14 protein-coding genes are annotated in these 14,957 nt (G+C 46.3%); 6 read left to right on the top strand and 8 right to left on the bottom strand.

Translation table 11 applies throughout. The features are described 5' to 3' along the window. The first annotated feature begins 63 nt into the window (after positions 1-63). Positions 64-267 (top strand): hypothetical protein, encoded by a 204-nt coding sequence (locus tag NDI44_RS13035; RefSeq protein WP_190411658.1) that lies wholly within the window; start codon positions 64-66, stop codon positions 265-267. A gap of 174 nt (positions 268-441) precedes the next feature. Then, positions 442-837, top strand: coding sequence for an SH3 domain-containing protein (locus tag NDI44_RS13040; protein WP_190411659.1), 396 nt, complete (start codon positions 442-444; stop codon positions 835-837). Between the two features lie 172 nt (positions 838-1,009). On the opposite strand, the gene NDI44_RS13045 is transcribed toward NDI44_RS13040, so the two are convergent. The 3 genes from NDI44_RS13045 to NDI44_RS13055 form a co-directional block, all read right to left on the bottom strand. Then, positions 1,010-2,578 (bottom strand): cytochrome P450, encoded by a 1,569-nt coding sequence (locus tag NDI44_RS13045; protein WP_190411660.1) that lies wholly within the window; start codon positions 2,576-2,578, stop codon positions 1,010-1,012. 296 nt (positions 2,579-2,874) lie between these two features. After that, positions 2,875-3,357: a WbuC family cupin fold metalloprotein gene (locus NDI44_RS13050; RefSeq protein WP_190411661.1), complete on the bottom strand. Its 483-nt coding sequence runs from the start codon at positions 3,355-3,357 to the stop codon at positions 2,875-2,877. Positions 3,358-3,429: 72 nt separating this feature from the next. Next, a complete protein-coding gene (locus NDI44_RS13055) occupies positions 3,430-4,455 on the bottom strand; it encodes a GDP-mannose 4,6-dehydratase (protein ID WP_339380605.1) in 1,026 nt (341 codons plus the stop codon). An 82-nt stretch (positions 4,456-4,537) separates the two neighbouring features. On the opposite strand from NDI44_RS13055, the gene NDI44_RS13060 reads away from it, so the two are divergent. Then, positions 4,538-4,795 carry a hypothetical protein gene (locus NDI44_RS13060; protein ID WP_190411663.1) on the top strand — a complete coding sequence of 86 codons (258 nt, stop codon included), beginning with the start codon at positions 4,538-4,540 and terminating at the stop codon, positions 4,793-4,795. A gap of 353 nt (positions 4,796-5,148) precedes the next feature. Here NDI44_RS13060 and NDI44_RS13065 read toward each other — a convergent pair whose 3' ends face one another. The 3 genes from NDI44_RS13065 to glgP all read right to left on the bottom strand — a co-directional run bounded on the left by NDI44_RS13065 (position 5,149) and on the right by glgP (position 9,079). Further along, positions 5,149-5,604: a pentapeptide repeat-containing protein gene (locus NDI44_RS13065; RefSeq protein WP_190411665.1), complete on the bottom strand. Its 456-nt coding sequence runs from the start codon at positions 5,602-5,604 to the stop codon at positions 5,149-5,151. 289 nt (positions 5,605-5,893) lie between these two features. Then, positions 5,894-6,730: a Tab2/Atab2 family RNA-binding protein gene (locus tag NDI44_RS13070; RefSeq protein WP_190411666.1), complete on the bottom strand. Its 837-nt coding sequence runs from the start codon at positions 6,728-6,730 to the stop codon at positions 5,894-5,896. A gap of 153 nt (positions 6,731-6,883) precedes the next feature. Then, positions 6,884-9,079 (bottom strand): alpha-glucan family phosphorylase, encoded by a 2,196-nt coding sequence (glgP, locus tag NDI44_RS13075; RefSeq protein WP_190411667.1) that lies wholly within the window; start codon positions 9,077-9,079, stop codon positions 6,884-6,886. 468 nt (positions 9,080-9,547) lie between these two features. Here glgP and NDI44_RS13080 point away from each other — a divergent pair, with 468 nt between their 5' ends. Both NDI44_RS13080 and rimM read left to right on the top strand, forming a co-directional pair. Then, positions 9,548-10,825: a valine--pyruvate transaminase gene (locus NDI44_RS13080; RefSeq protein ID WP_190411668.1), complete on the top strand. Its 1,278-nt coding sequence runs from the start codon at positions 9,548-9,550 to the stop codon at positions 10,823-10,825. 266 nt (positions 10,826-11,091) lie between these two features. After that, positions 11,092-11,739 (top strand): ribosome maturation factor RimM, encoded by a 648-nt coding sequence (gene rimM, locus NDI44_RS13085; RefSeq protein WP_190411669.1) that lies wholly within the window; start codon positions 11,092-11,094, stop codon positions 11,737-11,739. 154 nt (positions 11,740-11,893) lie between these two features. Here rimM and NDI44_RS13090 read toward each other — a convergent pair whose 3' ends face one another. Then, positions 11,894-12,472, bottom strand: coding sequence for a hypothetical protein (locus tag NDI44_RS13090; protein ID WP_190411670.1), 579 nt, complete (start codon positions 12,470-12,472; stop codon positions 11,894-11,896). Between the two features lie 301 nt (positions 12,473-12,773). On the opposite strand from NDI44_RS13090, the gene NDI44_RS13095 reads away from it, so the two are divergent. Beyond that, positions 12,774-13,385 (top strand): L,D-transpeptidase family protein, encoded by a 612-nt coding sequence (locus NDI44_RS13095; RefSeq protein WP_190411671.1) that lies wholly within the window; start codon positions 12,774-12,776, stop codon positions 13,383-13,385. A 49-nt stretch (positions 13,386-13,434) separates the two neighbouring features. Here the strand turns inward: NDI44_RS13095 and NDI44_RS13100 are convergent, their stop codons facing one another. After that, positions 13,435-14,928 (bottom strand): ATP-binding protein, encoded by a 1,494-nt coding sequence (locus NDI44_RS13100; protein ID WP_190411672.1) that lies wholly within the window; start codon positions 14,926-14,928, stop codon positions 13,435-13,437. Positions 14,929-14,957: the final 29 nt, after the last annotated feature.

Here is a 14,957-nt window from a genome sequence, read left to right on the forward strand (position 1 = left end):
TATGTCCTCAGAATCTCGTTCTGCGGGATTCGCAGCAGTATTACATAAAGTTGCTAGAGAACTATGCCAGTTTCAGCTAGTTTACCCACAATCTCCGTTCAACAAATTGTTGAGCGAATCTTTGTCTTTCGCCAAATTTCTCGTACCGATCAACGTCTATTGATGTCAACATTCCTATCGCAGGAAACCCTAAGTGAAGCAGAACACCTGCTAATTAATCGCGTGTTTGATGCACTGAAGCAGGGATTGCTAAAAGTAGTGGATTAATTAAGAAGAGTTGACTTTTAACTTTATTTATGTCAGCTCGCTTAAAGTAGCAAGCTTGAGGGATTGATAGCCTTTTAACAATTTAAATAAATATCAAAAAATATATTATTTGGAAGTAAGTCAGTTAAGGTGAGACTGAATTTACATCAGTGCAGATGCACTTAATCCATAAAGATGAGCAATTCGAGAAACTCTCTGACAGCGATCGCACTGCTATGTTTCTATACCACTGGCTTGCAGCTAATCGCCCAAACAAAGGCAAATGCAGCTACACCAATTTTACAGGCTCAATCGAGACCTGCACAAAACCAAGGCGTATGTTCATTTATTAATGGAAATAACGTCAATATCCGTAGTCTACCCAATACTCAATCCAATATAGTCGCCAAACTCAATAGAGGCGATACGGTTCGGGCAGTGCGAAAACAGGGTAGCTGGGTTCAAATCTCTGGAAGAGTAACCTCACAACCCGGAGTGACTCCGGAGGTGGTTAAACCTCTGAAGGGTTGGGTACTCAATACTTACATCAATGGATGCTCTGAAGATCAATTCGATCGGTGGCGGACATAAAAAATACCACTTAATTCGCTGTTCTATTGAATTAAGCCAATATTGGGTAGTGCTAAAAAATTAATGATGCATTAATTTTTTAGCACTACCCTATACGCTACTATTCTTTAGCGTTGGCAAAACTTTTCGAGCTACTGTAAATAGTTTAATTCAAACCTTGAAGATAGGTTTTTTATAGTGGAAGGGAATTTCTCAATTTAAAGCGCACTGGCATTTTATCAGACGGATAAATTAACAGGTTTTGCTGTAATTGTTCTAGAGAAGAACGACCCTTGACTAAATCCCAGTCGAAGTTGCGGAGCAATAATGCTAGCATCATCGTTCCTTCCAGCATTGATAAATGCTCCCCCAAGCAACGATGAGGTCCTGAGCCAAAGTCTATCATTGGCAGCGAACTATTTTCCTTGCTCTTCTCTAACCAACGTTCTGGCAGAAATTCCTCTGGATTAGCATAGACTTCTGGATCTCTTCCCGCAGCAAGCATTGACCAAGCTATTCTTGTACCGCGAGGAATCGCTTTACCATCAATGAGGGTGTCGCGTTGAGCCTCCAATGAAGTCGAGCCTGAGGCTACTGAATAAAGGCGCAAGGTCTCCTTAATAATTGCGCTAATATAAGCCAATTCCTTGAGGCTTTCGGTATTTATCAAGCCTTTGCTTTGCCAAACTTGGTCAACGATGTCTCGTGCTTGCTGAAAAACCCTTTGATTGAAGCTCAACTCTCCTACTGCAAAGGATAAAGTATGGGCTGTTGTATCAGTACCAGCGATTAAGAGTTCAACACATTCTGCTATTAATGTGTCGCGATTGTATTTTGGTTCTTTGGCAGCGATTTTGACTAACATTGATTCGGAGAACCAAGAACATACCTGTGGTAAATCGGTCTTGTTTTGTTCTCTGAATCGTAAAGCTAAGTCTACACGGGGCGTTAAAAATTCCTCAAAATATCGCTTTGCTGCCCAATAATCTTGTGAATTTTTAGAGGGCAAATATTTCATCCATATCTTCTCGCCAGTAGCTTGTCGTAGGAACCGATAGCCTACAACAGACATTGCTTCGTACAGCTTGGAAACTTCCAGGGGTGGCCCTTCAGGACTCGCGATCTTTCTATCCACAGGAATGCCCAGTACGAGACAAGAAATCACTCTCATTGTTAGTTCTACAAACAGAGGATCTACCTGAACTTCTTTTGGTGGTGGTGCTTCCTTCAATGTTGCAATTACTTGTTCGCAAGCTTCGCTAATAATTTCTGCATATTTCGTGAGGCTGCTAGAACTGAATTCGGGATTCCAAGCTTTGCGTCGCCACTGCCACTCAGATCCAGTTTCTCCTAATAGAATCGGGCCACTGACATCGTTCCAAGCTTTGCGTAATTGTTCCGATCTGATTAAGGTACCATCTTTCATCCCATTGACAATGGTATCTTCGATAACTTTTGCTTTACTTAAAATAACACCAGGCCTGTTGCCATTCCATATAACATACATCGGGCCTAGCTCTCGACTCCAATCAAACATTTGCTGGAATAATTTTTTCTGTTTCACTGCTGCTAATAGTTGAGGAATATTTCCTAACAGCCAGTGTTTAGGAGGTGAAGGGAGCGATCGCAGCGATTTGTATGTGTTATTTTGTTTCCACCAGCGCCACCCAATTATTCCCGCTATGCTAGTAACGCCTAAGACTGTGGCGAAATATGGCAGTGAGTCGAAATAAGCAATCTCAGTAGTAATGTCTTGAAGCATGAATCCGCCTTTGTCTACAAAAAACTACAGATTACCCAGATACTAACTTAACGTGAGTTCGACGGTTAGAGAAAGGCAAAACAACTTGACAGATATGAAGCGCGGGAAACTGGGCAGATATCGGCGATCGCACTCGATTAATTGGGGACTTCCCAACAATAAATTAATCAATAAAAACCAAGAATCCATGCTTAAACAATAGCCATCGCTCAAAGCAGGGAGTTATAAATAACAAATAATCAATGTACCCCGCTTCAAGTCAAAAACATCACAAGACAGGCATGGTATGGAGTGAATTATATTGGGCTAACAAAGTAACTATGCCAGGTTTGCACCAGTTTCTGAGCCGCTATCGTTCCTTCCAGAGGGAAAAATGAAAGAAATTCTTTATCGGTAGTGGAATCGTAAGGCCCTTCTTTAACTTCAAAAATTACAGTATTTGGCAATAAAGCGATTAGTGTATGGTAAGTTCCTTCCAGTAATTCAATCCCAGAAGTTTTTCCATCAGCACTAATCTGTTCTTGGTGAATAATTGCGCCTTGCTCGTTAAATAGAAGCATTCCTACGGCTCCCTGCAAAATCAGGCACAGCTCGAATCCATTGAGACCTACCCGTTTATGGCGATGGGGGCGCACATAAGTCCCTGGTTGCAGACAAATAAGCGATCGCTGAACTTTTTCTTCTAAGGTGTGGAAGTTGTAGCTTTGTCGTAAGCGATCGCTACTGGATGCCTGTTGAGCAACTGTATCTATTAAATTTTGGTCGAGACGTTTAAACATTTTTCTCCAAGGAAGTTTCTGACCAGACTTCTAAGTCTGGTCAGAAGGTAGGGTAAAAATACTTCCGAGCAACTAGACACTTAATACTACTGAAGATGGAATATTGCCCACCATTGAAGGTGATAAATACTCCAGATACCACTCAATTGTTTCAGCTAGTCCTTTATCAAAAGAATATCGGGGACTCCACCCAAGCATTTTTTGCGCCTTTTCTGCCGATACCTGCTGGTGCCAAATTTCCCCGTGGCTTTGATTCATAATTACCGGCTCTATGTGTTCGCAATTCATCAGTTGCTGGAGCTTTTGCACGACTTCTAGCACCGTCCAACTACCACCCATTGCGAAGTTGAAAGCCTCTCCATGAACTTCTGGACGAGCTAGCCCTTCAAACATTGCAATATAGGCATGGGCTGCATCTTTGACATATAAAAAGTCCCGCATAAAATTACCTTTATCGGGCATACGAATGAGAGGACTTTCATTGCTCAGTAGCCTTCGGATCGTATTTGGGATCAGTCGGCTCCAGTTTAAATCTCCACCGCCGTAGATATTACCAAATCGCCCTACAGCCACAGGCAACCCGTAGCTGTGATAGTAGCTTCGAGCAATTAGGTCAGCGCAGCTTTTAGAGACATCGTAAGGATGTCTGCCCAGCGTTGGCATCTCTTCTGTATAGGGTAAGACGGGACTATCACCGTAGGCTTTATCACTTGATGCCACGATTACCCGCCGCACCAAATCCGAACGGACGCGACAGGCTTCCAAAATGTTGTATGTGCCACGAATATTTATCTCAAATGCCAGTCGAGGTTTCTCAAACGCCAAACCTTCTACCGACACTGCTGCTAAGTGAAACACCGTATCAATGCCGCGATCGCCTATTACCTTTTCAAGTAAATCGTAATCCTCGATTGACCCAACAACATTGTTGACACGATGAACGATTCCACTACGCACAAAATGACTGTCTGGGTTCCAGTCAGCCAGTATCGTCGTCACCGTCGCGCCCTGCTCTAATAAGCACTCAGTCAACCAAGAACCCATAAAACCGGAAGCTCCGGTTACTAACACACGATGATCGCGCAGAATATCACTCACTGATGCACCTAAATTTAGAACTAACCCTGCACTAATATACAGTTTGCACATCTATCCAGAGTGTGATGCACACTACTTTTTTGTGAGAGAATTAGTTTTTTATGGATTTTGCGATCGCCCTGATGAGCGCCCTGATGAGATGAGCCATCGGCGAACCAAAACTCTAACCAGAGATTGCAGAATCTCTTTAAAGTTGTTTGAAATCTTAGTCTTGGAAGGCTTCGGAGTTTCCATCTTCCCCTCAAAACAGCCAAAAGCCGCTCTAAGTCATCCCACCATCAATCAGGTTACACAAGTAAAAAATGCAATCCTGACCCTGCTGCTGGCGCTGTTCATATAAGCTTGAGCCTTTGCATACAAAAGGCGTCTGTTCATTGATTAACGCTAATAATCTCAATATCCGAAAAAGACCTAGCACTAAATCACAAGCGATCGCTAAACTCAATAGAAGCGCTCGTGTCCAGGCGGTGCGAAGACAAGGTAACTGGGTTTAAATCTCTCAAAGAGTAACATCACAACCTGGAGCGACACCGGAGGTGGTTAAACCTCTCAAGGGTTGGGTACTCAAATACTGATATTAATAGATACTCAGAAGATAAATTTAATTGATGGCGAAAATAGGGAAGCCGCTCGTTTTAAATCTATTAGACTTCCCCAATTCTCCGTAAAATCCTAAGTGCTAATTAGCGCCATCTAGTCCCAACGAGGAATATCGGCATCTTCCCCACCAATACCGATTCCGGTGTTAAATATTTCAGCATCGGTAAGAGTCAGGTCATCCATTGATGCCCCATACACATTAGCGTCATAAATTTTAGCGTTCGTAAAATTTACGGCGTTGAGATTGGCTTCCTGAAAATTGGCATTCGTTACAAAAGCTGATGTTAAATTAGCTGCTGTCAAGTTTGCCTTCGTCAGATCAGCACCTTCGAGGTTTGCATTCGTCAGGTTAGCGCGTTGCAAATTGGCTTCTCTCAAGTCCGCACCAATCAAATGTGCGCCGCTGAGATTGGCTCCTGATAAATCGCACCGAACACATTCCCTCGTTGACAATAGCTGTTTTACGTGTAGCGGATTCTCCGCTTTCACTGGCATAGTTAAAAATAGTGGAGCGAGTAATGTTAGTGTCGCGAATAGCTTGAGTTTCATAATACTCCCCCCTTTATCAAAAAGGTTGTTCCGTTTTCTTCCTCACACCTTTATTATCTCACTAAGATTCTGTGTTAGACATTGATTGATACCACATATAACTTGTGATAGAGAACATAGGATTTAATCACTCGTTAGCAGGATTGCGATAGTGCTTAATTCGGATATAGTGCGATGAATTTCTACCGCTGTTGCATCTTCAATGTGGTTTGAGCGTACCGGGTGTAAGCGCGATCGCATCAAATCGCATCAATCTGCTTTTAATCTATCTTTTGGTAGAGAAAGAACCTCAATCCTCTCCTCGTAACAACCAAAAGCCGCTAAAAGTCATCCCCGACTCATCCGGTTGCACCAGCAAAAAGTGCAATCCCCGACTCTGCTGCTGGCGCTGTTGATAAGCTTGAGCTGCTGCCGTAACTTCTTTATCCTCAAAAGTGGCAACAATCCAGCGGTCAACCAATCCCGCTTCTAATACCAACCCATCCGGTGCACCCGCAATGTAATTAAGAGAAACGGGACGCGCTTCTTGTAGCCAACGCGCCAAACGCATCGATTGCCGCCCACCGTAAATTACCACACCGGGGACTGGCACCGTAGACGCTAAACCCAGATTGATCGGCAAGAGAAATTCTGGCATCTCCAGAATCGGAATTGGGCGTTCAGCAAAAGCTTCCACCACAGCAACCGCCGGAAGCGTGGCAAATCGCCATTGTTCTCCCCAAAGGTTTTCTGGCAATGGGACTGGCGGCGGTTTGTCCAGAGATGAGAGTTCGCCAGTGTAGGTGTAGTTATCGAAATTGGGGTATTTTTGCGCTTTCTCCTGCAAATATTCCTTCAGCGCTCCAGTGCGTCGAGTCGCTTCCACCTGAATACCCAGTTGTTGCGCCGCTGCCTGAATCAAACTCAACGACTGGGGACGAAACACTTGGATGAGATTCGGCAGATTTCCACCGGCTGCTTGCTGTAACTGAGAAACCAACCAACTAGCATTCGCTTCAGATTGAGGACAAAAGGCGTCATAACTAAAGCTGCGTGTGGCATCGCAAAGCAACAATTCCCACAACACCTGCCCTTTTTCGTCTTTGAGAGGACGCCGATAAAAATCAGCTTGCCAAACCCGATTCATCTGTTCTCTGTTCCTTTGCGTCCTTTGCTTCTTTGCGGTTTGCTTCTTTGCGGTTCAAAAAAAAGCAGGTGGGCACTGCCCACCCTACTTTTAGCTCAAAATCGAGTCAATTCATACCTATGTAGGGGTGAACGGCGCACCCCTACAAATTTGCTACGCCAGCGCACTCGCCAGAATTGGTTCAGTGCCTACGGAAGTTCCCGGCGCGTACACCTGAGTCACGTAGTCCGCAATCATCCGGTCAGTGTTGAATAGCGGCGAATTTGTCTTAATCGACGCCTTCATCATCTGAATCCAGCGATGAGGAACTCCATTCTCATCTTGGTCATAGTAGAGAGGAACGATTTCCTCTTCTAGTAGCTGGTAGAGAGATTCCGAATCAATCCGGTCTTGCAACTCCTGGTCGCTGGTGTGGGCATCTTCCCCAATTGCCCAGCCATTGCTTCCCTTGCCATCTTGTCCTTCTTGATAGCCTTCGCACCACCAGCCATCGAGGACACTGCAATTAATGCCGCCGTTGAAGCAGACTTTTTGCCCACTCGTACCGGAGGCTTCTAAAGGACGACGCGGGTTGTTCAACCAAACATCAACACCTTGCACCAAATGTTGACCCGTGTAGATGTCGTAATCTTCAACTAAGGCAACTCGGTTGAGAATGTCTGGGTGCTTGCACCACTCCATCAACCGCTGGATAATCCGCTTGCCTTCTTCGTCATGAGGGTGCGCTTTACCGGCAAAGACAATCTGCACGGGTCGTTGGGAATTCCCAAATATCCTCAAGGCGCGTTCGGCTTCCCGCAGCAGCAAATCACCCCGCTTGTAAGGGCTGAAGCGTCGTGCAAATCCGATCGTCAGCACGTTGGGGTCTAGCAGCTTGTCGGCGGCATCAATGCGGAATTGCTCTTCACCGCGACTAATCCGTGCCAATTTCACTTTAGAACGGGTATGAGCAATCAGGCACTCTTTGAGAACTTGGTGCCGCCACCAGATTTCCTCATCGGGAATTCCGTCCACCTTTGCCCACATCTGTTTGTCAGCCATGCGGGTTGACCAATCTTCACCCAGGTACTGAGAATATAGGTCGCCCATTAGGGGTGCTGTCCAGGTACGCGCATGGACGCCATTGGTAATGTGACCAATGGGCACTTTCTCTTCGCTACGGTCGGGATAGAGAATGTTCCACATCTTGCGGGAAACTTGACCGTGCAGTTCGCTGACACCGTTGGCAGTGCGACACATCCGCAAAGCTAAGACGGTCATGCCGAAGGGTTCCCAAGGGTCGCCCAGTCGGCGTGCCCCTAAGGAGAGGAACTGTTCGCGCGACAAGCCCAATGTAGGCCAGTAGTGGGCGAAGTAGGAATCCATCAGGTCTGAGGAGAAGACATCGTGACCTGCGGGAACGGGGGTGTGGGTGGTGAAAACGCAGCGATCGCGCACCAATCCCTCGATATCATAGAAAGACTTGCCGGTACGCTGAATTTCTTGTCGCGCAATCTCTAGGGTGCAGAATGCCGCGTGACCTTCGTTCAGATGACAAACCGATGGATCGATCCCCAGTGCTGCCAGCGCCCGAACGCCGCCAATCCCCAGCACGACTTCCTGGGCGATGCGTGTTTCTTGGTTGCCGCCGTACAGGTGCCCCGTCAGCCAGCGGTCAATGGGATCGTTGTCGTGTCGGTCGGTATCTAGGAGGTAAAGATTGACGCGACCGACTCGCGCCAGCCAAATTTGGGCTTTGACAATCCGTTGCCGGATTTCCATCTCAATGGTGATGGGTTCCCCTTGCTGGTTTTTGAGCAACTCCAGGGGCATCTGGTCAAAGGGATTGTTAACGTAGTTTTCTTCTTGCCAACCGCCACTATTCAACCGTTGACGGAAATAACCTTGGCGATAACAAAGCCCTACCGCGACCATCGGCACGCCTAAATCAGAGGCGGACTTCAGGTGATCTCCGGCTAAAATTCCCAAACCACCGGAATAGATAGGGAGGGATTCGTGGATGCCAAATTCCGCACAAAAATAGGCGACAGGTCGCTGTGGGGAAATTTGCGGCGCGACGCGAGACGCCCAAGCATTTTTTTCGTTCATGTACTTGTCAAATTGCTCGACAAGTGCATTCACCCGTTTGATATAAGCGGGGTCTTGAGCGAGCTGGGTGAGGCGCACTAAAGAAGCTGATTCTAAGATAGCGACAGCGTTATGTCCGCAGCGGTGCCATTCATCAGGATTAATGTTCTGAAATAGAGAAGTGCGATCGCTCGTCCAACTCCACCAATAGTTATATGCCAGGTCTGCCAATCGCTTGAGAGGAAACGGTAGCTTCGCACGCAGCGTTTCAATTGTTGTCATAAATTCCGTTGCACTACACTTGACAGGCTTGCTCTTCAGATTCGTCTGGATAGGGAGCGTGTTATCTTCTACGGGTTGTTTGGCTTTTAGCTAAAAAAAGTAGAGGCGCTAAGAGCCAGAAAACCTCCGGCTATCCAGCCCGACTTATAGCTTTACAGGATTTCCTATATAAACTGTGTTTTTTTACACTCTTTACATTTTTCCCCCAAAAATTAGTCAAGTAATCTAAGGAAGATTATGGTTTTGTTAAGTTTTATCAGACAACGCCCAAACCGTGCCTAATCTAAACAGCCGGTTTTGCGACTTTCTCAACCCCAGACTGGCTGTAGTTGTGCCAATTAGTCATGAAAATTACAGTTAAATTGGTTAGAGTACCAACGATTCATTAAATTAACTAAGGGGGAAAAAGCCTCAACTGACTCGGCACCCCGGTTGTTAAACTCTCAATTTTCAAAGTCGCTTTAGCTTATGAATCCTGCCCTGACTCAATTTGGCGATTGTATGTCCCACCTCACTGGGGTGCGGGCAATTATGAAGGATATTAAGGAAACTCTGCAAGCAGGTATTGGACAGGAATATATTAATTTAAGTCCTGGGAATCCAGTGATTTTGCCAGAAGTAGAGCAGTTATGGCGGGATTACACCGAAGAATTGCTCGCTAGCTCAAATTACGGGAATGTAGTTTGTCGCTATGGTGACTCTCAAGGCTATGAGCCATTAATCGAAGCGGTAGAAAAGGATTTCAATCGCCGCTACGGACTAAATCTGACTCATCGCAATATTTTGATCACCCCTGGCAGTCAAACGCTTTATTTCTTTGCAGCGAATGCCTTTGGGGGGTACACCACAAGCGGTAAATTAAAGCAAATTATCCTGCCCCTGAGTCCAGATTACACGGGGTATGGGGGTCTAACTTTAACCCCAGAGGCATTATTTGCCTATAAACCCGCTTTGGACATTGATGCCGCTGCCCACAGTTTCAAATATCGTCCGGACTTCAGCAAACTGAAGATTACGGAAGATACGGGTTGCGTGTTATTCTCGCGTCCTTGTAACCCAACCGGCAACGTCCTCACGGATGACGAGGTGAAAAAAATTGCCGATTTGGCTGCGCCTTATGATGTGCCAGTCTTGATCGATTCTGCGTATGCACCTCCGTTCCCGGCGTTAAATTTTACCGAGATGACGCCGGTATTTGGAGAGAACATCCTGCACTGCATGAGCTTATCGAAAGCGGGGCTACCCGGAGAACGGATTGGGATTGCAATTGGGGATGAAAAGTGGATTCAGGCGCTGGAGTGTTTCCAGACAAATATGTGTATCCATTCGTCTCGGTATGGGCAAGCGATCGCTGCCCGTGCGATTGAAACGGGAACGCTAGCAGAAATCGCTACCACGGTGATTCGCCCCTACTACCAGAAAAAGTTTGATGTTGTGGAAAGCAGCATCGAACAGGCAATGCCCAAAGATTTGCCTTGGTTCCTGCATCGCGGCGAAGGAGCAATCTTTGCATGGCTGTGGTTACAAGATTTACCCATTACAGACTGGGAACTGTACCAGCAGTTAAAGCAAGTCGGTGTCATTGTCGTACCAGGTAGCTCTTTCTTCCCCGGATTGCGCGAAGAATGGGCGCACAAGCAACAATGTATTCGGATTAGCCTGACTGCTACAGACCAGGAAATTGAAATCGGGATACAGCGCTTAGGGAAGGTGGTAGAGCAAGTATATTCAGTTGTTAAATGTTAGAAAGCCCTGCCGGACAGAATTCGCGGCTATGCAAACTAAGTCAGTAAAGCGCGGACTTTTAGAAGTCTCTGTGTCGCCGCCCCTTCCAGTTATCAAAGCATTCACTACCGTGTACACATATCTTTGATTAAGTGGCAAAACGTTGATGGCTCCCCCAATTTAGCGGGGGGTTAGGGGGATCAAAACGGGACTGGCAAGTACAAGAAGATTTGTGCGTACACGGTAGGGCATGAAAAAGAATACGGAATACGGAATACAGAAAGCTGATGACCAATGACCAGTGGTTAGAAATTGGCACAATTGTTGCCGCTCAAGGGATGAAAGGGGAGTTGCGGGTGTATCCTGAATCCCAATTCCCAGAACGCTTTGAGGAACCGGGAGAGCGTTGGATGTTGCGACCGGGCGAGACAGAACCGCAGCCAGTGAAATTGGTGAAAGGGCGGTATATAGATGGTAAAAATCTATACGTTGTACAGCTTGCTGAGGTAGAAAATCGGGATCGAGCGGAGGCGCTAGCGGGAACCAAGTTAATGGTAAAAGCTTCCGATCGCCCTATCTTGGCAGAAGATGAATACCACGTTCTAGACTTGATTGGGATGGAAGTTTTCGTTCAAGAATCGGGAGAAAACTTGGGCGTGGTGGTGAATGTAATTCCGGCTGGCAACGATTTACTGGAAGTGCAGTTGCACCAGCAACCTGTAGCTGTAGCGCCTGAGGATGAGCCGGAACAACCCCAGAAAGGGGAAGTCAATCGAACCAGTAAAAAACGGAAAGTTCTTAGACCCAAGCCACCGAAGCCGTCTACAATTTTGATTCCTTTTGTCAAAGCGATCGCGCCTGTGGTAGACCTGGAGAATCGACGAATTGAAATTACGCCGCCGCCTGGATTGCTAGAAATGAATCAGGAAGCTTGAATTTTTTCAGAATCCCAGCGCGATCGCAACCAAGCATCTATCTCGGAATCTATCTCGGAAAATTATTTCCTAAAATAACCATGCCGTCCTTTTGGGGACGGCATGGCTACATTAACGATTCTTTGTTAATTGCTCAAGAATGCTGGTGAAGTCATTACCAAAGCGCTGGCACTGGCGCTGCCTCAGTCGTCTGCGGTTCGGTTTGAGCTGTATCTGGAGTGCTTGTGGTCTCTCCAGTGGTTGTTGTCGGACCAGGAGACGGTGTTGTCTGCACCGTTCTTCGCTGAATCGTTGTCTCTTCCACTCGACGGGTTCTGTTGAGGCGAGTAGTATCTGTCGCATCGGCTGCTTCAACCATACTCACATTGCTAGCCATATTCTGGTCATCCAATGTGGCGCTAATCTCCATTCCTGGCATGAGGTTCAACCGAGTTAGATCCTCTGGTGAGAGCATCATACTTCTGGTTGTACCGTCTGGCAGTCTTAGCGTGACTACATTGCCTCTAACGCTGCTGACGGTGCCTCTAACTACTTGATTCGTATCGGTTGAGTTAGGAGTAGTTGTGTTGGTGTTGGTTGGATTGGCAGTAGGTGTGTCGGTGTTTGTTTGGCTAATGAGCTGCCTTGATTCACCTTCAGATACTGGGCGAGCGATCGCTGGCAACACTGATACTGCCGAGAGTAACAGTGTTAGCATCGTACCTGTCAATACTTTGGTTTTTTGTAAACGCATTACACCCTCACTTTTAAAATATTTGGGTAATAAACTTGACTATCGGCAACAGTTGTACTTAGCAACGGATGAAAATGCCTGGATTATTGCCCAAATCCTATCTAGCTCTACTGAAGATTCAATCTACCGGACTATATAAGCCCTTAGGAGGAGAGCTGGGAATAAAATCTGACTTTGTGAGACTTGACAAGACTAAGAAAAGTCAATTTTAAATAAGTCAGTCAGCTCTGTGCGATTTATTGTTTTGATCTCAGATAATAATTCGATAAGAGTCGTTGACCAGGGAAAAGAGAGGACAGGAATGCTCAGGGGTAAATTACCGTCTGGAAGCTTCAAGGTGCTGTACTTCGCAGCCATTCTATTGCTGGGCGTTCGGCAGCCATCTGGTGCTTCAGTGCCAACAGAAATGGCAACTACCAGACAGGCAACAACGATTGAATTGCCTTCGGAACCCCAATTGCCTCCGCTGGGGGCACCCTCTCTCTATCTACCTTTGGAGGAACTCTCCCCGGCGAGTACCACGCCCGATACTCATTTGGTGATTAAATTAAGCGATCGCCGCGTCTATGTCTACCGAGACAATCAGGTGAAAGCAAGTTATCCTATCGCAGTCGGGAAAAAGGGCTGGGAGACGCCTACAGGCACGTTTAAGGTGACGCAAATGCTACGCAATCCAGCTTGGCAGCATCCTTGGAATGGAAAAGTCGTTCCTCCAGGTGCAGATAATCCTTTAGGAGCCAGGTGGATTGCTTTTTGGACAGACGGACGCAATTTTATCGGGTTTCATGGCACCCCCCAGGAAAAACTGGTGGGACAGGCAGTTTCTCACGGCTGCGTCCGGATGCGTAATCAGGATATTTTGGCTTTGTATGCACAGGTCAACATCGGAACTCCTGTAAAAGTAGAGCCTTAGAGTCCTGAAAGTTGCCCAATTAAAAATACAGCGGCTTGTTAATTTTTAATTAAACCAAAGGCAACAAAATCTCAAATTCGGTGCCAATGCCTGGTTTAGGTTCTCCGCTGGAATTGCTAGGAGTGGCATACCCCTGAGGAGATCCGCTCTCTGGGCATCCACTGCGCGAGTAATCCTCAGGACATACACTAAGCGAGTCGCCCAAACGGCATACACTACGCGATCGCATTCTTAATTTTCCACCGTGCTTCGCCGTCACAATCTGATAACTTACCGATAAACTCGTTTCTTTAGCAGAGCGTTTCTCTACAGAAAAAGACTCAAGAATTTGCTGCTGTACTTCAGGAGACATCCCAGGGCCATTATCGGCAATGCGAATGGAAACCCAGCGCGAATCAGAAATTCCTGTCTGACTTGCCTTGTGCGAACAAACCTCAGTCGTGATTTCGATCCGAGGTTTCTCTTGAATATTCGGGGGCGATGTTCCTTGAAAATCTTGAGTAAACTGCTGAACGACTGCTTGATTAATCAATGCATCAATCGCATTCGTCAGGATATTCATGAAAACCTGATTCAATTGACCCGCGTAGCATTGTACCGGCGGCAAATGACCATAATTTCTGATAATTTCAATTTCGTTGTTTACACGACTTTTTAAAAGCAAAACAATACTATCTAAACAAGCGTGTAAATCGGCAGGCTTAGGATAAACATCATCAATATGGCAGAAGTTTTGCAGACTCATCACGAGCTTTTTCAATCGTTCTGCTCCGGCTCGGATGCTGGCAATTGAGCGGGGTAAGTCCTGTTGTACAAAATCAAATTCTATGTCTTCTTTCAGAGCCGCAATTTCTTCAGGAATCTGCGGCAGATGTGTCTCATAAGCAGACAGCAATTCTATCAAGTTTTCAGTATAAGTTGAGACATACGTTAAGTTCCCCCAAATAAAGCCAACCGGGTCTAAAATTTCGTGAGCAACTCCATCTACTAAGCGCCCTAAGCTTGCCATTTTCTCACTTTGAATCATCTGAGCTTGGGTGCGTTCATATCGCACCTGAGCTTCGATTCCCCGGATTTGCCAAGAAACAACATTCAAATCCTGAACATCTAACAGCCGATAATCAGATTCTCCCACTTGCACTACGACAGGTTCTGCCAAAAATTCAGGCGATCGCCGCAGCGCCTGCTGGGTTGCTATCAAAATCGGCGTACTATCGGGAAGGATTAAAACCTCAGAGTGGGCGTACTTGTAGAGGATGTGCAGCGGTTTGTGCAAAAACAGCTCTAGTCGATGAGGACGGATCAGGTACTCCAAAAGCCGCCGCCGCGAAATCATCCCGGCAAACTGACCCTGTTCGACTAAGATGGCTCCTGGCAGTAGAGGATGCTTCTCAAAAATCCGGGCAATATCCACACCCAGACAGATGGGTTTTACCAGAAAGTTGTACAGCGGCAATTCCCCAAGAGTTGACTCTATAGAGAGGTCGCGATCGCTCCCTTGGGACAAGGACGGAAGTGATATAAATCCGTTTGGTACCGACACACAACGCCCACAAATGCAGCAGTGAAGCT

Origin of the sequence: Trichocoleus sp. DQ-A3, assembly GCF_039961975.1 — a bacterium.
Classification (GTDB): domain Bacteria; phylum Cyanobacteriota; class Cyanobacteriia; order Cyanobacteriales; family FACHB-T130; genus FACHB-T130.

What these genes read in the sequence shown, in the direction of transcription:
- NDI44_RS13090 (WP_190411670.1), bottom strand. Translation starts at nt 12,472, where the DNA reads ATGCGTTTACAAAAAACCAAAGTATTGACAGGTACGATGCTAACACTG.
- glgP (WP_190411667.1), bottom strand. Translation starts at nt 9,079, where the DNA reads ATGACAACAATTGAAACGCTGCGTGCGAAGCTACCGTTTCCTCTCAAG.
- NDI44_RS13035 (WP_190411658.1), top strand. Translation starts at nt 64, where the DNA reads ATGCCAGTTTCAGCTAGTTTACCCACAATCTCCGTTCAACAAATTGTT.
- NDI44_RS13050 (WP_190411661.1), bottom strand. Translation starts at nt 3,357, where the DNA reads ATGTTTAAACGTCTCGACCAAAATTTAATAGATACAGTTGCTCAACAG.
- NDI44_RS13070 (WP_190411666.1), bottom strand. Translation starts at nt 6,730, where the DNA reads ATGAATCGGGTTTGGCAAGCTGATTTTTATCGGCGTCCTCTCAAAGAC.
- NDI44_RS13045 (WP_190411660.1), bottom strand. Translation starts at nt 2,578, where the DNA reads ATGCTTCAAGACATTACTACTGAGATTGCTTATTTCGACTCACTGCCA.
- NDI44_RS13040 (WP_190411659.1), top strand. Translation starts at nt 442, where the DNA reads ATGAGCAATTCGAGAAACTCTCTGACAGCGATCGCACTGCTATGTTTC.
- NDI44_RS13080 (WP_190411668.1), top strand. Translation starts at nt 9,548, where the DNA reads ATGAATCCTGCCCTGACTCAATTTGGCGATTGTATGTCCCACCTCACT.
- rimM (WP_190411669.1), top strand. Translation starts at nt 11,092, where the DNA reads ATGACCAATGACCAGTGGTTAGAAATTGGCACAATTGTTGCCGCTCAA.
- NDI44_RS13095 (WP_190411671.1), top strand. Translation starts at nt 12,774, where the DNA reads ATGCTCAGGGGTAAATTACCGTCTGGAAGCTTCAAGGTGCTGTACTTC.
- NDI44_RS13065 (WP_190411665.1), bottom strand. Translation starts at nt 5,604, where the DNA reads ATGAAACTCAAGCTATTCGCGACACTAACATTACTCGCTCCACTATTT.